The following is a 20,362-nucleotide window of genomic DNA, read 5'->3' on the forward strand; positions in this document are numbered from 1 at the left end:
GTTCCGGACTGAAGGTTAGGTGACAAGTCTTAGTGATCGCGTAGATGAACGGTGCGGATTTGCCAATCGTTTCGGCGATAGCCTGCAAGGTCCTTCCGGCGGGCGTCTTCTGCTTCATCATAGCTTTCATAGCAGAATGATGCGCTGCCATTCTTTGTGACATTGTGCTGAATCTGCAGCTCGTCGAAAAAGCTTTTTGCTGGGAAACGGCTGTTGGAGGCGTCGTCATAAATGACGTTCGAGACGAACCGGAAAACCTCCTGTGGCTCGTCTTTCTCTCTGAGGCAGACATTATCCGGATTGGGATGTGACGAGGAAACACAGGACGCTGTGATATAGACATATCCGCTATAGCGCATGCAGCCAGCCGCCTGCGCCGCGGGAACAGCCATCAAAGCTGTCAGTGCCAATCCAATGAGAGATGTTGTGACCTTTTTCATGGACTGCTCCTTGTTTCAGATTTCGATTCAGAACGGCGATGCGCCGGTTTCACAGCCTGCCGCATCGGAGAATGTCTTCAGATGCGCAAAAGCTTTGGTCAGCCGGGGGGCCAGATCATTCGGCAGGCCGTCATTTGTCTGGCCCATTATGAGCGCCAGCCGGGTGCCCGACTTTTTCGGACCTCTGCCACTTGAGACCTGATATTTCCACTGATCAGGCCAACCTTTCGGCGCAGACGTGCTGTTATAAATCTGCGTCAGGATCTCATCCTCGCGACCTACGACGGCAAATTCGTCACAAATCTGGCTGAGCGGCTGACCCTTTTGGGGAAACCCTTTGCACACATCAAAATTGTTGAACGCGTCGCGAAACACATCATAGGCGGGGCGTTTCGATTGTTCCGTCGTCTTGCCGGATTGAAACACGTAGTATTCGCTCACCGCCTCATACATGGTTTTGATGTCGGCAATTTCGCATGCCTCGTCACCGCAATTGCCCTCACGGGTCTCGATTGTCTGGATGGCTGAGAGAGGGATGGTGTCCACATAGAGATTATAGTCCAGCTCAGCTTCCCATTTGTCTGTTTCGAACCAGGAATTATCATGACGGTTCGCATGGATTTCGACGCGATAGAGATCGCACGTGTCGATGGCGAAACGCACCAGGTTGCTGGAGTTGGAGCCGCGACTTCTTCGAGAATTGATGAAATCGTTCTGGATTTTTTCAGGGCCAGCAAGGCGATTGAGTGTCGTGAGCAGCCAGGCCTCGGTTTCTGCGCGTGTTTGCGCGTTCGCGTGAACGCCATTCAAGCCGAAAACAATGCCCCCCAGAACCAGACACCGAATAAGTATATTTCGCAAAACAGACCCCCGCTGAAAGGAGATTTCAGTCGATCGACAGTCTTTCGCTTTCAGTATGGTGGAGACTATCCGCATTATACTAGGGAAAACAAGGCAAAGCACTGCATTACACCCAGCAGTTATATTTTTCTGGCCGACCACAGAGCCATGGCCACTTTGGGTTTTAATCTCGCTTCTGTCTGTCGAAGCTTGTCTTTGACCTGTGTGACTTTTTCCGCTATTGGCATCGGGAAATTGTAGGAAGAGCCGCATTCCTGGTTATTCAGGCGTGCACCCCGCCCAGCGAAGTTTCGCCCGGCGGGTCTTTTTGCTTTAATGGCCGTTCCCTAAACCAGATGAGGGCCTTATCTGGAGAGGATCAAAACGGTGAATGAGGATGACGCATGTTTGATGCACTGACAGATCGATTGACGAGCGTATTTGACGGCCTGACGGGTCGTGGCGCGCTTTCCGAAAAAGATGTCAGCGCTGCTATGCGCGAAATCCGCGTTGCGCTGCTCGAAGCCGACGTCGCGCTGCCTGTGGTCAAAGACTTCATCGCCAAGGTGAAGAAAGAAGCCGTTGGTGAAGCGGTGATCAAATCGATCACGCCGGGCCAGATGATCATCAAGATCGTTCATGATGCGTTGGTCGAGATGCTGGGCGGTGAGGATTCCGATCCGAGCCTGCGCATCGACTCGCCGCCATCGGTCATCATGATGGCCGGTCTCCAGGGTTCCGGTAAAACGACGACAACAGGTAAGCTCGCCAAGCGCCTGAAGGAAAAAGACCGCAAGAAGGTCCTGCTCGCTTCGCTCGACACGCGCCGCCCGGCGGCCATGGACCAGCTTGCCGTTCTGGCAGGGCAGGTCGGCGTTGAAAGCCTGCCGATCATCAAGGGACAGCTTGCGACGGATATCGCCAAGCGCGCGCTTCAGGCAGCCAAGCTGCAGGGCTTTGATGTTGTCATCCTCGATACGGCAGGCCGGACCACGCTCGATGAGCAGATGATGGCGGAGGCCGAAGAAGTCGCGAAAATCGCAAATCCTTCGGAAACGCTCCTCGTCGCAGATGCGCTGACAGGTCAGGACGCTGTCGAAACCGCGAAACGCTTTAACGAGCGTCTGCCGCTGACGGGTCTGGTGCTGACACGTATGGATGGTGATGGTCGCGGCGGCGCTGCGCTTTCCATGCGCGCGGTCACGGGCCTTCCGATCAAATTCCTCGGTGTTGGCGAAAAACTGGACGGGCTGGACGTCTTTGCGGCCAAACGCGTCGCGGGCCGCATTCTGGGCCGGGGTGACATCGTTTCGCTGGTCGAAAAGGCCGGCGAGCAGATGGACGCGGAAAAAGCCGAGCGTCTCGCCAAGAAAATGTCCAAGGGTCAGTTCGACCTGGATGATTTCGCAGAACAATTGCGCCAATTGCAGAAAATGGGTGGCCTTGGCGGCATTATGGGCATGATGCCGGGCGCCAAGAAAGCCAAACAAGCCATGGCTGGCGCGAATATGGATGACAAAGTCATCAAGCGGCAGGAAGCCATCATTTCGTCCATGACCAAGAAAGAGCGCGCAAAGCCTGCGCTGCTGAACGCATCACGCCGTCGCCGTATTGCGGCAGGTGCGGGCGTTCATGTGTCTGAGGTCAACAAGGTGCTGAAAATGCACCAGCAAATGGCCACCATGATGAAGAAAATGGGCAAAGGCGGCATGAAGGGCATGATGAACGCGCTGGGCGGCGCGGGCGTGTCTCAGGCCGATATTGCCAAAATGGCTGCGCGCAATGCCGGTTCAGGCGGCGCAGGTCTGCCAGGCTTGGGCGGCGGATCTGGTGGCATGCCGGGGCTTGGTGGTTCGGGTGGTCTTCCTGGCGGTTTGCCGGGTCTGCCGGGGGCGAAGAAGAAGTAGATGTTTACGTGTGAAATCTGTTCTGCCGAGCTGAGCAAAAACGCGCCTTTAGCAGGGAAGTGCCCAAAATGCGGCTCGAAGTTTTCTTTGCCCGCTGTCGGCTATCTATACTTTACCATGCTGATCGCCGGAATCGTTGGTTTCATGCAAGGCTTCAGATATCTGTTTGATGGCAAGACTCCTCTTAGTTTCACTATTCCTTTGATGATCGTTTTGGGAATTGTTGGAGTCATAGGTTTTATTCAGTATCGTAAAATGCCGCGCCGTTGGGTAAAGCATAAGGAGACGAAATGACCGCTCCCATGGAGCAACTCCTCCGCCTGCGCGCTTCCATCGACAATCTCGATGCGGTGCTGCTGCACACACTGGCAGAACGTTTCAAGCTGACTCAGCAAGTCGGTCTTCTGAAGGCGAGCAATGATCTGCCGCCGGCCGACAAGGACAGAGAAGCAAAACAGATTGCGCGATTGCGTGAAATGGCGGATACAGCCGGGCTTGATCCGGAATTCGCTGAGAAATTCCTGAATTTCATTGTGGCTGAGGTCATCCGCCACCATGAGAAAATCCGGTCGGAGGGTACGGACTAAACCTCTCTATTCACGGGCCTTCAATGTGATTGGCCTGAAACGCAGTGCCATAAGATACTTAAGGAGATACACCATGGCTCTCAAAATTCGCCTCGCTCGCGGCGGTTCCAAGAAACGCCCATTCTACCGCGTTGTTATCGCTGACTCTCGTGCGCCACGTGATGGTCGCTTCATCGAGAAAATCGGTAACTATGACCCACGTCTTCCGAAAGATTCAGAAGCGCGCGTCAACATCGATGCAGAAAAAGCTGCTGAGTGGATTGCGAAGGGTGCAAAACCAACCGACCGTGTTGCTCGTTTCCTGAGCCAGCTCGAAGTGGACGGCAAGCCTGTTTACAAATGGGAAGCTTCCAACAACCCGAACAAGGGCGAGCCAGGCACGAAAGCGAAAGAGCGCGCTGAAGAAAAGAAAGAAAAAGCTGAAGCTGCTGCGGCTGCCGCTGCAGAGGCTGCTGAAGCGCCTGCAGAAGAAGCGCCAGCTGCTGAAGCTGAAGAAGAAAAGTCCGAATAGTTCCGGACCTTTCAGTCTCGATGACATCATAATCGACGGAAAGCCCTCGCAATTGCGGGGGCTTTTTCGTTTCACGCTCATGTGAGCACGGGAACACGCAAACATAACGGCTCGTTATCATCAGTTCAGATAGGCCGCGCTAGCCTTGGTCTATCAGCGGACGGGACATGCTGAAGAATGGAGAACGTTATGAAAAAGTCGATTTTGACGAAACTCTGTCTGGCAGGACTTGCCTCCGGTCTCGCGTTTGCTGGCGTGGCAAATGCCAATCCTTACCGCGGTGGCTATGGCCAGGCCAATAGCGGCATTGTTTTGTATGAGCACTCGGAATTCCGGGGCCAGGCGGTGAACATCAACAATGGCGTCGCGCGCCTTGGAGACTACCGTTTTAATGACCGTGCCAGTTCTGTTCGTGTGTTCAGCGGTGCCTGGGAAGTCTGCGTCGACGGTGATTTTCGCGGTCGCTGTCAGATCCTGGATCGCAGCACGCCTTATCTGACAAATCTGCGTCTGAACGACAATATCAGCTCGGTTCGCCGGATTGATCGCGGCTATAACCGTTACAATACGCGTTATGACAACCGAAATGGCGATCGTTACTATAACGACCACAGGAACAATCGCGGCGGCTATGATCGCTATCAGGATCGTCGCGGCTGGTAGATGATAGATCCGGCAGGTCGCTGATCTGCCGGATTTTTTGTGCCATCGCCAAGGCGTTCATCCATGATACAAATCTGTGCTATGACCCGGTGAGGGTGTTGGGGGATCATATGAACAAGATAAAATTCGGTCTGGTCGCAAGCTTATGCCTGATGGGCGCGGTCACATCTGCCGCCCAGGCGCAATATGGCTATGGCGGCCGCGATGAGATCATTCTCTATAATGGCGCCAACTATTCCAGTACGTCCAAGCGGATTGATGGGCCGATAGAGCGCCTCACGTACGAGGCGTTTAACGACAAGGCCGGTTCGGTCGACATTCGCGGACCGAATGGCTGGCTGTTGTGCAAGGATTCCAGGTTCGAAGGCCCATGCCTTGTCGCGCGTCAGAGTATTCGTGATCTCGACGATTTCGGCATGGATGATGAACTTTCATCGGTTCGTCCGTTGTCGCGTAATAACCCGTATCCGCATGGCACGATTTTCGGTCAGGACTGGAGCGGTGATCTCGTCTTCTACAAGCCAAGCGGCTTTGGTGGTCTGACCGAAATGACCGATGAAGAAGCCTGGGGCTATGAATATGGCTCAAACGGTTATGGCTATGAGCGAGACGGATATCGGTCTGGCCAGTATGGCCGATATGGCTATTATGATCCGTATGACACGCGCGATTCCGGTTATGATCATGACTGGTCTGGATATCGCGGCGCGCGGAATGCCGACATTATCCTCTATCGCGATCCGTTCCGGCGCGGCTCTGCCTTTGGCGCTAACCGGGACATTTTCGATTTCGATGACATTCAGTTCAATGATGAAGTCAGTTCCATCGAGGTCCGTCGCGGCCGGTGGGAAATTTGTACGGACGCGGAGTTCCACGGACGCTGCGAGGTCATAGACACTACCGTCGACACGCTTGGGCCGATCCAGTTCAACGATAATATTTCCTCCATTCGCCGGGTCAGCAATCGCGGTGACTGGCCAGTCAGAGATCGGCCAGGGAATGGTCGTCCGGGTGGCTGGGGCGACCGTGATGACCATCGCGATCCGCCTGCTTCGCCTCCGCCAGCGAGACCGGATTATTCCAGAGCTGAGGTCGTCATCTATGAGCATGGCAATTTTGAAGGAAAGGCTGCGCCGGTAAACGGCTCGGTTTCCAACCTCAAGCCGCTTGGTATGAATGACAACATATCCTCGATCAAGGTCCAGCGTGGACGCTGGGAGGTTTGTGTTGACCCTGAATATCGCGGACGCTGCGTTGCGGTCGATGGGAATATGTCATCGCTGAGTGCGTTGCGGATGAACGACAATATTTCATCCATTCGGAAACTCGGCGACTAAACGTCAGGGCGATGAGTGGCGGATACGCTTTGCGTTTCGCCATTGTTGCCAGATGTTCAGTTACCAGCCGCTATGGTCTCTGTGTGTGTGGGACGTATGCGGAGACCAAATATATGATCAGAATGAAATCTGCTTTCAAAGCCTGTGTCAGCCTTGCTGCGCTGGTTGGACTTGGTGGGGTCGCGTCAGCTCAGCAATATGGACAGCCCATAGGCGATGAGATCGTTCTCTATGATGGGCAGTATTTCTCCGGTGATGCGCGAATTGTGCAGGGGCCAGTGAATACACTCGTCCATGCCGGTTTTAATGATCGCTCTTCCTCAGTTGAGGTGCGCGGCTATGCTGGCTGGTTGCTTTGTCAGGATATTTCCTATGAAGGGCCTTGTCTGGTCGTTCGCGAGAGCATTCCGGAATTGGAAGCGTTCGGACTGGGCGATGAAGTCACCTCGATCCGTCCGCTTTCTCCCGACAACCCCTATCCGCATGGCACGGTCTATGGACAGGACTGGCAGGGTGAGCTGGTTTTCTATGAGCTGAACCGATATGGCCAGCTTGATGCGCTGACCCCTTATGACAGCTGGGGGTATGGCTATGGAAATGGCTATCAGACCGGTCGGTACGGGGATTACGGCCGATATGGCCGCTATGGCTATTATGACCCGTTCTCAAGCTATAATTATCCGTATGGCTATCGAACCAGCCGGGGATATCGCCGCGAGCAGGACAATGACTGGTCAGGCTATCGCGGGTCCCGGAATGCTGACGTCGTGCTGTATCGCGACCCGAATTTTCGTGGCTCGGCCTATGGCGTGAAGCGTGATGTCTTCGATCTGTCCGACTTGCGGTTCAACGATGAAGTGAGCTCGATCGAGATCAAGTCCGGAACCTGGGAAATCTGTTCGGATGCAGAGTTTCGCGGACGGTGTCAGATTGTGGATGCAAGCTCCACCTCTCTGAAGGACATCCGCCTGAACGATAATATCTCCTCTATTCGCCGTGTCAGTCCGCACCGTTCTGGCCCGGCAAGGCCCGGTGATGGTGGAGGACGTGGCAATTGGGGCGGGCGCGATCGCGATCGTGATCAGGATCGTGGCCGAACGCCGCCGCGCGACCGGGACGGTGAGCGTGGGCGCTATGAGCGTGGATCTTCTGCACAAGATGGTCGACCACAGCGCTCTCCCGGAACGATACTTGGGCGCCGAACTGACCCGAATGCGCCGGAACTGGCTGGCGGGCCGGATCGTGATCGCTCGGAAATCAGCCGTGAACCGGTTCCGGGCGCACGCATTCCCGTGACGGATGGGCGTCGCCCCTGGGAGCAACGCGGCGATCGTGACCGGTCTGGCCAAGCATCATCAGACCGGCCGGATCGTGGGTCTTCGACGCGATCAGGCGAACGTCCAGAGCCGCGCTGGGGCGGCCGGGATCTGTCTGATCGTCCTGCGCGGGCTGTGCCAGAGCCGAAGGTTGATCGCTTTCCTCCCGTCAAGCGAGACCTCGGGCAGAAGGCCTTGAAGGCCCGTTCGCAGACACCGCCAGAGGCGCCGCGTGCGGCTCAGCCTCAACGGCCCGCCGAGCGTGGCGGTCGGGACAGATGGGGGCAGACACGAAATGCAGCGCCGCCACCCGCACCGAAAGTTGAACCGAAACCGCAAACGCCCATTGCCAAACCGCGGCCAAATCGACAGAACTCCGATAAACCGGATCGGGGCCGCAGATACGGCATTGAGCGCGAAGAGAAGAGATGACGAAGCAAGGCAATTGGGTCTGTGTGGGTGCCATAGCGGGTGCTCATGGTGTGCGGGGTGATGTGCGGGTGCGCAGCTTCACTCAGTATCCGGAAGACTGTTTTGCCTATGGTCCGCTCTGTTCTGAAACCGGCGAGGTGCTCATCGATCCGATAGAGGCCAAGCCGGTGAAGAATGCCTTCGTTGTGAAGACAGAGACATCAAAAAGCCGGGAAGACTGGGAGGCCATGAAAGGCACGCGCCTTTATGTGCCTCGTGAGCATCTGCCGCCGGCTGAAGAAGACGAATTCTACTATGATGATCTTCTGAATCTCACCGTCACCCATGTGGATGGGCGCGCGCTTGGCCATGTGAAAGCTGTTCAGAATTTCGGCGCGGATGACCTTCTGGAGATTGTCGCACCCGATGGGCGGACCGCATACTATCTGCCGTTCACAAAGGCTGTTATTCCAACGCTCAGGCTGGAAGCGGGCGAATTGCTTGCTGATCCGGAGGAGAGTTATCTGCCCGAGGATATGCAGATTGCCGATGAGCCCGAGGCCGACAAAGACGCCTGATCTATTTCAGGCGGGGGTCATTGCTTTCCAGCGCAACGCCCTGATGTCCCCGGCGAACCAGCCAGATCATGCCAAACAGGTCAAACAGGCCTGCGAAGAGACGGTCGAGAAAGCCGTATTTTGACGCGCCATGCCAGCGCGCGCGGTCTGCGACCGGTTCTTCCAGAATGTCCCAGCCGGCACGCTTTACCAGCGCCGGCAGAAATCGGTGCATACTGTCGAAATAGGGAAGTTCGCGGAAAGCTGCCGTCCGGATCAACTTGAAGCCGCAGCCTGTATCTGTCACGCCATCACCAAGGCAGAGCCTGCGCACACCATTGGCAATGCGGGACTGAAGCCATTTGAAGCCGGAATCATTGCGACTGGTCCGTCGCCCCGCGATCAGGCCCAGTTTTCCGACGTTACCGCTTGCAATGTGCTTGTCATAAAGTCGGCGACTGTCAGCCGGATCATTCTGTCCATCGCCGTCGAGCAATTGCACCCAGTCGCCCTGAACCTTCTTCAGGCCTGTAAAAAGGGCGGCAGATTTTCCACTGCGCTGTGCATGTGTCAGTGTCACCACGCGGTCTGGCCAGCGCTGCGCCGCCTGGACAAGTTCGTCGCCTGTTGCGTCGTCAGAGCAGTCATTCACGCAAACGATTTCAAAGCGCAGTCCATCCAGTTGTGCACAAACCTCTTCGATCAGAGGAAGCACATTTCCTTCTTCATTATAGAAGGGTATCAATATGGAAAAATCTGGCTTCAAATAACGCTCTTGCGAGTGAATAGCTGAACGGTGTTCCGCATAGCTAGATCAGAATGGCTTAAAAGGCGAGGGAAAACACATGGATATCTATCATGTGTGGTGTGATTTGAAACCGGGGCTGACGGACCGGTTGTTCGCTGAAAAGCTCACCGAATTTCTGGATCATTTGCGTGATGAGCAATGTGTTGAGCGCTGGCGGCTGACGCGCTGCAAGCTCGGCCTGTCTCCGGATGGCATGGGTGAGTGGCACATCATGATTGAAACGCGCGATCTGGCGCAGCTCGATCAGGCATTCCGGCGCCTCGCGCCCAAGTCGGGCGATAGCCACAAAAAGCATTTTGCCGCGAATGCCTTTGCGACAAATCTGAAATTTGCGCTCTACAGGGACTGGCCGGATACGTTCTGATTGCGCAGTAGCGAGAACAGCAAAGCATCACTGGCCAGCTCGATCAGGTCGATCACGCGGTTGAATTCGCGCGTGAAATAAGGGTCCGGTACGCCGCGCACCGGCTGATCGGGCAGATAATCGAGCATCAGCTCAATGGGCGTGTTCACTCCAACCGGACGCAGTTTTTCCAGCTTCTTCCGATTGGATTTGTCCATGGCGATGATCAGATCGAAATCCGAAAAATCGCGCTCGGTGATCTGCCTTGCGCGAGACTTCGACAGATCATAACCGCGTTTCTTGGCAGCGATCTGCATTGGTCCATAGGCGGCTTCGCCCTGATGCCAGTTGCTGGTGCCTGCACTGTCCAGCTTCATATCCAGGCCCTGTCGGTCTGACTTGTGGCGAAAAACACTTTCTGCCGTTGGTGAGCGACAGATATTTCCAAGACAAACAAACAGAATGGAACGAGCCATGGGCAGATACACTACTCTTTCAGAACGATCTGCCGCCAGCCCTCGGTCGTGAAGACTGGTCGTCAGATCTGCGATGTCGAAGACTCCGAAAAGAACGTTCGGAGATCAGCCCCATCACAACGTAGCGTAAGCCGATTGGTTTCCTCAACCGGATTTTACGTCTCTGAATGGCATTTCCCGATCTACTTCGATCTCTTTCGGCAATCCGAGAATTCGCTCAGCAATAATATTGCGCTGGATCTGGTCGGTTCCGCCACCAATTGAGTTCATGAAGGAGTGTGCTGCACGGTAATTGGCATAATCCTCATCAGGGTGTGCCTCTCCCATGAGCAGACTTTTCGGCCCCAGAATGTCGGCCATCACTTTTGCATCGCCATGTTGCATGCGTGACATGGCGAGCTTGGAGATGGACATCAGCGAAGAGGAGCCATGTTCGGCGATCTCTTCCTTCGCGCGGGTCAGGTTCATCTTGTTGAGCTGACGCCAGGCGAGTTGCCAGGCAATGCGTTCCCGGATGACCGGATCATCGATTTTCCCATTGCGTCGCGCCAGATCAATCAGATCGACGATATGCTTGGAGAATCCCGTCATGCGGCGCTCGGTTGCGCCATCACCCATGATCAGGCGTTCAACGGCCAGCGCCTGTGTCAGAACCTTGAAGCCATCATTCAGCTCGCCGAGCATGTTTTCCGCGGGCACGCGGGCATTGTCGATGAACACTTCGTTGAAGTGGCGGTCATCTGTGATCTGGTGGAGGGGGCGAACATCGACACCGGCCTGTTTCATCGGGAACAGGAAAAAGCTGATGCCTTTATGTTTTGGTTTGTCCCAGTCAGTTCGGGCGATCAGCATGGCGTATTCGGCGCCGACCGCGCCGGACGTCCAGACTTTCTGACCATTGATGATATAGTCGTCACCATCGCGATCCGCCCGTGTGCGGATGGCTGCGAGGTCAGACCCAGCGCCGGGTTCCGAATAGAGGAGACAGACATACGGCCCCGTGATCAGATCCGGCAGGACACGTCGCTTGAAGGCTTCCTGTCCCTTCGCAAAGACGGTTGAGACCGCGATGTTGTTGCGATCCTGGCCCGGACCAACCGCATTGTATTCGCGGAAGACACGCTCGATCATGCGCGACTGACGCACGGACAGTCCACGTCCCCACCATTCTTCCGGCCATGTCAGCACGCACCAGCGTGCATCAAAGGCACGTTGCATGAAGCCGCGCAGTCCCGATGCAGGATCATCCTTGCAGCATTTGTTGTCCGCGTCCCAGTTTGCCTCGATAAAGGCTCTCGCCTCGGCAATCAGCGCCTGATCGTCTGATGAAAGATTGCGGTCGCTCATCGTACTGCCTCCTGGGCTTTGAGATATTCATCTCGCAGATAGTCAATTGAGCCGAGCAACATGGCGTCGGCGCGTGCACGCCTGAAATACAGATGCGCAGGATGTTCCCATGTGAATGCAATGCCGCCATGTAGCTGAATGGCGTCATGGGTCATGCGAGTGAATGTTTCTGCGCAGACAAAGCTCGCCAGATTGACCAGAATGTCCTTGTCTTCGGTGTTGTCGGCGAGGGCCGCTGCGGCCTGTCGTGAGGCCGTCAGTGAGGACTCGACTTCGATATAGAGATCGGCAGCCATGTGTTTGACAGCCTGGAAGCCGCCAATGGCGCGTCCGAACTGATAGCGGTTCTTGATGTAATCAAGTGTCATGTCGAAGACGTGCTTGGCACCGCCTGCCTGCTCGCCAGCCAGGGCGATGCGAGCAAGTTCAATGGCTTTCTCGAAACAGGTTGCGTCAGCGCCGTTCAAAGGCTGTGCGTCCACATTGTCCAGCTTCAGCGTGGCGAACCGCAAGGTGAGGTCGTAAGCCTGCATATTCGTCAGGGTCACGCCCGCAGCCTTTGGATCGACTTCAAATATCTGAAGTCCGTCACCCGTTTTCGCAGCCACAAGCATCACGTCTGCAAGTTCGGCATGCAGCACATAGCCAGCTTCTCCGGTGAGCTTATTTCCGTTGGCTTTGACAGAGACGTCATCCGGAATCCAGAGACCGGTTTCACTCGTCAGAGCCGCCGTTGCGATCAGCTCTCCGCTTGCCAGTTTCGGGAGCAGGCGGGATTTTGCGTCATCATCATCGGAAAACCCGATAAGCGCAGCAGAGATCACGCTGCTGGTGAGGAAAGGGCCGCACACAAGATGGGCTCCGACTTCTTCCATAATATCGTTGATCTCGCGCGCACCGCCGCCAATGCCATCATATTCCGGAGAAATGAGGATGCCGAGCATGCCCAGCTCTGCCATCTGTTTCCACAGAGCCGGGTCGAATCCCGTTTCACTGTCCATTGTCTTGCGTACGGCCTGTTCATCGCTTTGCTGATTGAGCAATCGATGAAAGCTTTCGCGCATTGCGGCGCGATCTTCGGCTGAAATTGTTGCCATTCTGCCCTCCCGGGGGTTACCTCCCATATATGCGCCTTATCGGACGCTATTCGTCCGTAATATATTTGATGCAGGAAAATGCAAGACAGTCAGAACGAGCTGAGCACGAAAACAGGTCAACGCACCGCCCCCGGTCGCCCGCGTGATCCTCATCTGGAAGCGCGGGTGTTTCAGACGGTTATGACCCTATATGCGCAGGGTGGCTGGCAATCTCTGACGTTTGAGGCGGTGGCCCGTGATGCGGGCGTGGGGAAGGCGGCGCTCTATCGCCGATGGCCGTCACGCGGGGCTTTGTTCGCAGATGCCCTGCAGGAAAACTGGCTGACTCTGTCGTCAACCGACACAGGCAGCCTTCGCGGCGATCTGACGGCGCTTGCGGGCATGTTGTTTGAGAAAATGTCCGGTGAGTTCGGGCATACGAATTTTTTCCTGCAGGCAGATGCGCGCAAATTTCCTGAAGTTGCCGAAGCGATCACAACCTATCGACGCGAGCTGATCCGCGAGGCCAAAGCCATTGTCTATCGCGCGATTGAGCGTCGCGATCTGCCGGTCGGCAGTGATGCCAGTCTGGTCATGGACGTCATTGTCGGGGCGATTGCCAACCACATCTCGACAACGCCGCCTGAAAAGAAGGATCAGATGATTGCAGACGCCCCCGAATATCTGGAAAGGCTGATCGCCCTGGTTATGAAGGGGCTGAACGAGGTTGAACCGAAATGACCATGACTCACAAACCCGTTTTCACACATCGCATTGCTGGAGAGGCCGATATCCCGGCGATCATCGACCTGATGGATGCATCCATTACGCATAATATGCGGGCGTTTCTATCGGAAGATGAAATCCAGGCAGCCAGAGAGGCGATGGGTGTGGATCGCTCGTTGATCCGGGATGGCACGTATTTCATCATTGAAACCGAGGTTGAGGGCCAGGCCGTCATGGTTGCCTGCGGTGGCTGGGGAAAGCGCAAGACGCTATATGGCGGAGATCAGTCCTCCGGTCGTGATGACAGCTTGTCAGATCCGTCGACCGACGCAGCCCGCATCCGCGCCATGTATACGCATCCCGACTGGACGCGTCTCGGACTTGGGTCCTTATTGCTCGACCTTGGCGAGGGGGCGGCCCGTGAGGCCGGTTTCAGGACCATTGAGCTCGGTTCCACGGTTCCGGGTCTGCCGCTCTATGAAGCGCGCGGTTATGTGGCCTACTTCACGGAAAAGACGACAGGTTCAAACGGGCAAACGAAAACAATCATCCATATGCGAAAGCCATTGTGAGGGTGACGCTACGGCACGGATTGTAAGCCGGTTTTAATCAAGCAAAAACGACCGCTAGATGCGGGCAAACTCATCAGGGAGGTTTATATGAGCGTTTCAGAGGACCGGATTCCGGTTATCATTGGCGTCGGACAGATCAATGATCGTCCGGAAAATCCGGTAGACGGCCTGGATTCGCTGGGCCTGATGGTCGAGGCGCTCAGGATTGCCGAGCAGGATGCCGGTGGCGGCGAGTGGCTGAAACTCGCAGATGGCGTTCTGATCGTTGACCAGATTTCTTTTGCCAAGATGGGAGATTTGTCCGGGCCGGTTGCCGAGGCAATTGGCGCAAAGCCGAAGGAATGCCGCAAGACAAAGTATCCTATGGGTGACAGCCCGGTTCGCCTGCTGAATGAAGCGGCGAACATTATTGGGTCGGGTGAAGGCCAGATCGTTGCGGTCACGGGTGCTGAAGCCCTTCGAACCGCAGCGGCCCGCGCGAAAGCCGCAATGGCCGCAAAGGGCGAGCAAAAAGAAGTCAGCGCCATCCGGGATGCGTCCAAGCAGCGTCCGATTGCCTATCGCGATAAATTTGGTCTGACCGCGCCTGTCGATGTTTATCCGCTCTATGAAAATGCCGGTCGCCACGCCTATGGGCAGACGCTGGAAGAAGGTCAGCGCGAAAGCGGTGAGATCTGGTCCCGCTTCTCGCAAGTCGCAGACGCGGAAGAGGGGGCCTGGATTCACGCGCCGAAGAGTGTCGAAGAGGTGATCACGCCAACGGCGGATAACCGGCCGATTTCCTTCCCATACACGAAGTTCATGGTCGCGAACTCATCGGTCAATCAGGGCGCTGGTTTCATCGTGACGAGTCTCGGTGAAGCAAAGCGCCGGGGTATTTCGGAAGAGAAGCTGATCTATGTCGGGCAGGGGGCTTCGGCCAATGAGCCGGGCGACTTCCTGAAACGCGATGACTATACACACTCGGTCAGCATGGCGAAAACACTCAACCGGACGATGGAGCTGAACGGCCTGAAGACGGACCAACTGGATTTTGTCGAGCTGTACTCGTGTTTCCCATGTGTGCCGAAAATGGCGCGCCGCGTGATCGACTGGCCGGTCGAGAAGTCCGCGACAGTGTTCGGCGGACTGACCTTCGGCGGTGGTCCGATCGCCAATTACATGAGCCACGCGATTGTCTGCATGGTCGAAAAGCTGCGCGAAGAGGGCAAATACGGTATGCTCTTCGCGAATGGCGGGTTCGCGACGAACAACCATACGATTGTGATTGGCCGCGACCCGGAGCTTGCGACGCATTTCCCTCAGGACTTTGACTATCAGGAAGAGGCCAATGCCGAGCGTGGCATGGTTCCGGAGCTGATTGAAGCTTATGAAGGCCCAGGTGAGATTGAGACCTATACGGTCCACTATAAGCGCGACGGATCTCCGCGTTTTGGTGTCGTGGTCGGGCGCACAGAAGATGGAACGAAACGTTTTCTGGCAAAAATCCCGGCAAGCGATGAAGCTGGTATCGCTTTTCTGACGGATGGCAAAATGGACCCGATCGGGACGAAGGGTGTCGCGGTGCCGGGAGAAGATGATGTGAAATTCTGGCAGCGAACTTAAGTCCGCTCCGAAACCGAATGTAAAAAAGGCGGCCCGGACGGCCGCCTTTTCTGTATCAGGAGTAGACCAGCGCCTCGGTGTCGAGGTCGAGGGCAGGAATTTCGTCCTTTTCCCGCCAATAGTCCTGTGTATGCTGCCAGTCCGGATGATTGCCGGCTTTTGGCATGACATGCATGCTTCGAACCAGATAGTTTGGATTGAAGTCCTCTTCCTGGATCCAGTTGCCGACTTTCATATCACTCAGGCTGTCAGGAATGGTCGGGGTGACCTGTTTGACGCCCATCTCATCCATATGCTTGAGCAGGCGGCAGACATAATCGCCCAGCAGATCGACCCGAAGCGTCCAGCTGGCGCGGAAATAGCCAAAGACCCAGAGCAGATTTGGAACGCCGGTAAACATCATGCCGCGATAGGTAACGGTCTCCGGCCAGTTCACGGGCTTGCCATCAACCTCAAACGGGATGTTGCCGAGCACGGACAGGTTAAATCCGGTCGCCGTGATAATAATATCTGCTTCAATTTCCTTTCCCGAGCTCAGTTTGAGACCCGTCTCGGTGAAGCATTCAATGGTGTCGGTTTCGATGCTGACTTTCCCGTCGGTGATACATTTGAACAGATCACCATCAGGCACAAAAGCCAGGCGCTGCTGCCACGGGCGGTATTTCGGTGTCAGGTGCTTGTCCATATCGAAGTCCGGACCGACAAAGGCGCGTACGCCTTCTAGGAGCTCCTGCTTTACAATCTCCGGCTCTTCCACAGAACGACGGTTGATCTCCTGCTGCTGGAACAGCGCGACGCGTCGAACAATGTCGTGAATGATCATCGGATCAACCTCGACGGCGCGAAGCAGGTCGGCAAGCTCGTTAGCATTCTGCCCCGGGAAGAAGTAGGTTGGGCTTCGTTGCACCATGGTCAGGTGCTCTGTGTCATCGGCCATGGCGGGAACGACTGTCGCGGCTGTGGCGCCGGACCCGATCAGGACAACTTTCTTACCTTTGTAGTCCAGATCCTCCGGCCAGGTCTGTGGATGAACGATCTGGCCCTTGTATTTGTCCATGCCATCCCATTCAGGCGTATATCCCTGTTCCTGATTGTAATAGCCTTGGCACATCCAGAGAAAATTCGTGGTGAAGCGGCGCTTCTCGCCTGTGTCGAGACGCACGACATCGACCGTCCATTTCTTGTCTTTGGACGACCAGGCCGCATGCTCGATCTTATGGCTGTAGCGGATGTGCGGCGCGAGATCATTGTCGTCGATCACTTCGCCCATATACTTCAAGATCTCGTCAGCCGTAGCGATGGGCGCGCTCATCCATGGCTTGAAGCGGTAGCCAAAGGTGAAAAGATCGGAATCCGATCGCACGCCCGGATATTTGTGCATATGCCAGGTGCCGCCGAAGGAATCGAATTTTTCCAGCACCAGAAAGCTTTTGTCCGGGCACTGCTCCTGCAGGTGATAAGCCGAGCCAATCCCGGAAATGCCGGCGCCCACAATAATTACATCGAAATGTTCAACCTTGTCGGCCGTTTCCGGCCGTTCCAGTGTTTCCGTCCCTGTCATGGTTCTTCCGTCCACTTGTCTCGCTTTGCAGCCCTTTGCTGCTGCGTTCACTCAAATGGATCACTCCTTCGTGCGAACGTCCAGAGTTACATGCGCCGAAAAATTCGGGTTTGAGTGGTGTTTAAAACGCCCGAGTTAGCCTGGCGGACAATAACCATATGAAAAGTATGGAAAAAACGTATTTGATCCTGTTTTTAAACGGAAAAAGACTGCGCAAATTTGCCGCAAGGGTGACGTAGGGGCAGTGTTTTGGATGTCGGTTCGAGATCAATAGGCCTTTATCGAGCAAAATCTGCCGCGCTGCATCGGCTGACGGGGGCTTCTATCCTTTGTCGGCGTGCAGGCCTACTGGTTTCGCAGCGTCATTTCCGAAATTCAGACACGTTTTGAAACTCTGCCGCTCTGCACGGGTTTTCTTATTCTAAACTCACACTTTCCTGAACATGGCTTGATCGGCATGATATGCTTAGACAGAAGCAAAAGAAATTCAGGAAACGACCTGCGGAGAGGCCTCTATGAAAGTCAATTCAATCCTCGAAACCATCGGTGATACGCCGCACATTCGCATGAACCGCCTGTTTGGTGACAGCGAGGTCTGGATCAAGTCAGAGCGCTCTAATCCGGGCGGCTCCATCAAGGACCGTATCGCGCTGGCGATGATCGAAGACGCCGAGAACAGCGGAAAGCTGAAGCCCGGCGGCACTATCATTGAGCCAACCAGCGGCAATACCGGTATCGGTCTGGCGATGGTGGCGGCCGTGAAGGGCTATCGCCTGATCCTCGTGATGCCAGAGAGCATGTCGGTTGAGCGCCGTCGTCTCATGTTGTCCTATGGCGCTGAGTTCGTCCTAACGCCAAAGGAAAAGGGCATGAAGGGCGCGGTCGCAAAAGCGACGGAGCTGATTGAGGAAACGCCAGGTGCGTGGATGCCTCAACAGTTCGAAAACCCGGCCAATGTCGACGTTCATGCGCGCAAGACGGCGCAGGAAATTCTGGTTGATTTCAAAGTGAAGCCCGTCGACGTTCTGATCACGGGCGTCGGCACAGGTGGCCACATCACCGGCTGCGCAAAAGTGCTGAAGGAAGCCTGGCCGGACATGAAAGTCTACGCGGTGGAGCCAACAGGTTCGCCTGTCATTTCTGGTGGTGACCCAGGTCCGCACCCTATTCAGGGCATTGGCGCCGGGTTTATCCCAAAGAACCTCGATACCTCGCTGCTTGATGGCGCCATTCAGGTCGATCCGGCCGATGCGAAAGCCTATGCACGTGATGCCGCCGCAAAAGAAGGTATCCTGATGGGCATATCATCTGGTGCCACGCTGGCAGCGATCGCGCAGAAAATTCCTGATCTGAAGCCTGACGCCCGCATTCTCGGTTTCTGCTATGATACCGGTGAGCGTTACCTCTCCGTGCCGGATTTTCTTCCGACGGAAGACTAATCCTGGTCTTGAAAGTGTTTGGAAAAGCCGGGCTAGTGCCCGGCTTTTTTTCTAGGCTTGCGCCTCGCCATACTGATCGCGCAAGTCTCGCTTGAGCACCTTGCCAATCGCGCTACGCGGTAGCTCGTCGGACAGGACGAGGTCAGCCAGGCGCTGTGTTTTGCCAAGTTGGTCATTTGCCCAGCTTTTTATTGTGTCTGCGGTGGCTTTGGCGCCCGGTTTCCGAACGACGAAGGCCACAGGTGTTTCGCCCCATTGTCTGGAAGACACGCCGACAACAGCGACATCGGCAACTGCCTCATGCGCTCTCAGCAAATGTTCGATATCGCTCGGATAGATGTTGAATCCACCTGAAATGATCATGTCTTTCTTGCGGTCCATCAGCGTGATGAAGCCATCTTCATCATAGCGACCGACGTCGCCCGTGCGGATGAAACGCTGACCTTCCGGGGAGTACCATTCGGTCTCCTTCGTCTTGTCGGGCTTGTTGTGGTAGCCGTTCATGATGGCAGGCGACGCACCGACGATCTCCCCGGTCTCTCCGGCGGGCAGCTCTTTTCCATCTTCATCAATGATGCGGATGTCATGTCCCGGTAAAGGCTTGCCGACCGTATGGAGTTTGTCTGGATACAGATGCGCTTCCAGGCCACACGAGCCGCCGCCTTCTGTCATTCCGTAATATTCCACCAGACCGCCGGGCCAGCGCTTCAGGATATCGCGTTTCAGAGCTGCATTGAACGGAGCGCTGGTGCAGAACTTCATTTCGAAGCTTGAAAGATCGAAATCGTCAAAGCCGTCGAAATCCATAAGACGCTGATATTGAACCGGCACGAGCATGGTGTGGGTTACGCGCCATTTTTCGGCAAGCTGCAGGTATTTTTCCGTATTGAATTTTTCCATCAGCACTACGGTGCCGCCACCTGAGAGGGTCGGAATGAAAGCAACCAGCGTTGTGTTGGAATAGAGCGGTGTCGACAGGAGGCTGACCGCGTCTGGCCCGAAGCCTGGCGGATCTGTTGGTCGCGTATGCGACCAGCGCATTTTGTGCGACTGAACGATCCCCTTCGGCGTTCCGGTGGTTCCGGATGAATAAATGATATTGAAAGGCTGGTCCGGGTCGATTTCAACTGGCGTTGGCCGCGTGCCCTCCGGAGCGAGGAAGCTTGTGACGCTGTCTGAGCCGGCTTCCTCCATTTTGAGAATTCGGACATCGACCTCTGACAAGAGGGGTGCCATGCCATCGAGGCTTTTCTGATCAACCAGAAGCACTTTGGCGGCGCTGTCCTTGAGCATGCCAATCAGAGCTTCCGGCGTCGAAGAGGGAGCGAGTGGCGCAACAGTCATGCCTGCGCGCAATGTCCCAAGGAAGCCGATAACGTAATCAATGCCATTCAGGCCGCAGATCGATACCGTGTCGCGAGGCTTCAAACCGTCGCCTTGCAGGGCTGCGGCGAAGCGATTCACACGGTCATTGAGCTCGGCATATGTGAGGCTGCGGTCATTGTGGGCCAGCGCGGTCTTCTCCGGCTGTTCGTCCGCATGAATGTCCAGAAAGCCGCAAAGCGTGCCAAAGCCTTGCGCAACATAGTCGATCAGTCGCTGGCTCATGTCTTTTCCTCCCAATGGTCATATTTGACTATCGCAAGGTATAGGAGACGAACGTAACCGCGCCAATTTACTTCTGCGTGAAAGGGAATGTAATTCAGCTGCTCGGAGAGCCGGGCTGAAAATTGGCGTGGCATGCGCACAGAGGGTTGCTTTCAAAGGGGAAGCCAAACGGCGCGTGTTTCACTAAGCTAAAGCCTGCTTGCAGCAGGAGTTCGTTGAAGATGTTCCGAAG

At 55.5% G+C, this 20,362-nt stretch carries 21 protein-coding genes; 13 read left to right on the forward strand and 8 right to left on the reverse strand.

Features of this window, described 5'->3' with window-relative positions:
* Positions 1 to 29 precede the first annotated feature (29 nt).
* Together ACFQDM_RS08665 and ACFQDM_RS08670 are read right to left on the reverse strand one after the other, a co-directional pair.
* Positions 30 to 440: a hypothetical protein gene (locus ACFQDM_RS08665; protein ID WP_377378120.1), complete on the reverse strand. Its 411-nt coding sequence runs from the start codon at positions 438 to 440 to the stop codon at positions 30 to 32.
* A gap of 27 nt (positions 441 to 467) precedes the next feature.
* Positions 468 to 1,301: a hypothetical protein gene (locus ACFQDM_RS08670; protein WP_377378122.1), complete on the reverse strand. Its 834-nt coding sequence runs from the start codon at positions 1,299 to 1,301 to the stop codon at positions 468 to 470.
* Between the two features lie 383 nt (positions 1,302 to 1,684).
* Here ACFQDM_RS08670 and ffh point away from each other — a divergent pair, with 383 nt between their 5' ends.
* The 8 genes from ffh to rimM all read left to right on the forward strand — a co-directional run bounded on the left by ffh (position 1,685) and on the right by rimM (position 8,590).
* Positions 1,685 to 3,187, forward strand: a complete 1,503-nt coding sequence (gene ffh / locus ACFQDM_RS08675) for a signal recognition particle protein (RefSeq protein ID WP_377378124.1) — start codon at positions 1,685 to 1,687, stop codon at positions 3,185 to 3,187.
* A complete protein-coding gene (locus ACFQDM_RS08680) occupies positions 3,188 to 3,481 on the forward strand; it encodes a hypothetical protein (RefSeq protein ID WP_377378127.1) in 294 nt (97 codons plus the stop codon). It abuts the gene before it with no gap.
* Positions 3,478 to 3,774 (forward strand): chorismate mutase, encoded by a 297-nt coding sequence (locus ACFQDM_RS08685; protein ID WP_377378129.1) that lies wholly within the window; start codon positions 3,478 to 3,480, stop codon positions 3,772 to 3,774. The genes ACFQDM_RS08680 and ACFQDM_RS08685 overlap by 4 nt, the downstream gene beginning before the upstream one ends.
* A 73-nt stretch (positions 3,775 to 3,847) precedes the next feature.
* Positions 3,848 to 4,285, forward strand: coding sequence for a 30S ribosomal protein S16 (rpsP, locus tag ACFQDM_RS08690; protein WP_377378132.1), 438 nt, complete (start codon positions 3,848 to 3,850; stop codon positions 4,283 to 4,285).
* Between the two features lie 189 nt (positions 4,286 to 4,474).
* Positions 4,475 to 4,948: a beta/gamma crystallin-related protein gene (locus ACFQDM_RS08695; RefSeq protein WP_377378134.1), complete on the forward strand. Its 474-nt coding sequence runs from the start codon at positions 4,475 to 4,477 to the stop codon at positions 4,946 to 4,948.
* A gap of 110 nt (positions 4,949 to 5,058) precedes the next feature.
* Positions 5,059 to 6,285 (forward strand): beta/gamma crystallin-related protein, encoded by a 1,227-nt coding sequence (locus ACFQDM_RS08700; protein WP_377378136.1) that lies wholly within the window; start codon positions 5,059 to 5,061, stop codon positions 6,283 to 6,285.
* Between the two features lie 113 nt (positions 6,286 to 6,398).
* Positions 6,399 to 8,033 (forward strand): beta/gamma crystallin-related protein, encoded by a 1,635-nt coding sequence (locus ACFQDM_RS08705; protein WP_377378139.1) that lies wholly within the window; start codon positions 6,399 to 6,401, stop codon positions 8,031 to 8,033.
* Entirely contained in the window at positions 8,030 to 8,590 is a 561-nt protein-coding gene (rimM, locus tag ACFQDM_RS08710; protein WP_377378141.1) for a ribosome maturation factor RimM, read from the forward strand. The genes ACFQDM_RS08705 and rimM overlap by 4 nt, the downstream gene beginning before the upstream one ends.
* 1 nt (position 8,591) lies before the next feature.
* On the opposite strand, the gene ACFQDM_RS08715 is transcribed toward rimM, so the two are convergent.
* Entirely contained in the window at positions 8,592 to 9,335 is a 744-nt protein-coding gene (locus tag ACFQDM_RS08715; RefSeq protein WP_377378144.1) for a glycosyltransferase family 2 protein, read from the reverse strand.
* 79 nt (positions 9,336 to 9,414) lie between these two features.
* Here ACFQDM_RS08715 and ACFQDM_RS08720 point away from each other — a divergent pair, with 79 nt between their 5' ends.
* Positions 9,415 to 9,741 (forward strand): DUF6614 family protein, encoded by a 327-nt coding sequence (locus ACFQDM_RS08720; RefSeq protein ID WP_377378147.1) that lies wholly within the window; start codon positions 9,415 to 9,417, stop codon positions 9,739 to 9,741.
* Here the strand turns inward: ACFQDM_RS08720 and ACFQDM_RS08725 are convergent.
* From ACFQDM_RS08725 to ACFQDM_RS08735, 3 genes are all read right to left on the reverse strand, one after another.
* The gene (locus tag ACFQDM_RS08725) at positions 9,714 to 10,196 is read right to left on the reverse strand and encodes a low molecular weight protein-tyrosine-phosphatase (RefSeq protein WP_377378149.1); all 483 of its coding nucleotides are present in this window, start codon (positions 10,194 to 10,196) and stop codon (positions 9,714 to 9,716) included. The two genes, ACFQDM_RS08720 and ACFQDM_RS08725, sit on opposite strands and share 28 nt — an antisense overlap.
* A 144-nt stretch (positions 10,197 to 10,340) precedes the next feature.
* Positions 10,341 to 11,543, reverse strand: a complete 1,203-nt coding sequence (locus ACFQDM_RS08730) for an acyl-CoA dehydrogenase family protein (protein WP_377378152.1) — start codon at positions 11,541 to 11,543, stop codon at positions 10,341 to 10,343.
* A complete protein-coding gene (locus ACFQDM_RS08735; RefSeq protein WP_377378155.1) occupies positions 11,540 to 12,640 on the reverse strand; it encodes an acyl-CoA dehydrogenase family protein in 1,101 nt (366 codons plus the stop codon). Before ACFQDM_RS08735 ends, ACFQDM_RS08730 begins: the two co-directional genes overlap by 4 nt.
* A gap of 78 nt (positions 12,641 to 12,718) precedes the next feature.
* On the opposite strand from ACFQDM_RS08735, the gene ACFQDM_RS08740 reads away from it, so the two are divergent.
* The 3 genes from ACFQDM_RS08740 (at position 12,719) to ACFQDM_RS08750 (ending at position 15,522) form a co-directional block, all read left to right on the forward strand.
* Positions 12,719 to 13,360, forward strand: coding sequence for a TetR/AcrR family transcriptional regulator (locus tag ACFQDM_RS08740; RefSeq protein WP_377378157.1), 642 nt, complete (start codon positions 12,719 to 12,721; stop codon positions 13,358 to 13,360).
* Between the two features lie 2 nt (positions 13,361 to 13,362).
* A complete protein-coding gene (locus ACFQDM_RS08745; RefSeq protein ID WP_377378159.1) occupies positions 13,363 to 13,917 on the forward strand; it encodes a GNAT family N-acetyltransferase in 555 nt (184 codons plus the stop codon).
* A gap of 87 nt (positions 13,918 to 14,004) precedes the next feature.
* On the forward strand, positions 14,005 to 15,522 hold the full coding sequence (locus ACFQDM_RS08750) for an acetyl-CoA acetyltransferase (RefSeq protein ID WP_377378162.1): 1,518 nt from the start codon (positions 14,005 to 14,007) through the stop codon (positions 15,520 to 15,522).
* A gap of 55 nt (positions 15,523 to 15,577) precedes the next feature.
* Here ACFQDM_RS08750 and ACFQDM_RS08755 read toward each other — a convergent pair whose 3' ends face one another.
* Positions 15,578 to 17,083, reverse strand: coding sequence for a flavin-containing monooxygenase (locus ACFQDM_RS08755; RefSeq protein ID WP_377378165.1), 1,506 nt, complete (start codon positions 17,081 to 17,083; stop codon positions 15,578 to 15,580).
* Between the two features lie 515 nt (positions 17,084 to 17,598).
* Between ACFQDM_RS08755 and cysK the strand changes: the two genes are divergently transcribed.
* Positions 17,599 to 18,522, forward strand: a complete 924-nt coding sequence (gene cysK / locus ACFQDM_RS08760; RefSeq protein WP_377378167.1) for a cysteine synthase A — start codon at positions 17,599 to 17,601, stop codon at positions 18,520 to 18,522.
* A 51-nt stretch (positions 18,523 to 18,573) separates the two neighbouring features.
* Here the strand turns inward: cysK and ACFQDM_RS08765 are convergent, their stop codons facing one another.
* Positions 18,574 to 20,130 (reverse strand): class I adenylate-forming enzyme family protein, encoded by a 1,557-nt coding sequence (locus ACFQDM_RS08765; RefSeq protein ID WP_377378170.1) that lies wholly within the window; start codon positions 20,128 to 20,130, stop codon positions 18,574 to 18,576.
* Between the last annotated feature and the right edge of the window lie 232 nt (positions 20,131 to 20,362).

This window comes from Ponticaulis profundi, from assembly GCF_042659465.1.
Classification (GTDB): Bacteria; Pseudomonadota; Alphaproteobacteria; order Caulobacterales; family Hyphomonadaceae; genus Ponticaulis; species Ponticaulis profundi.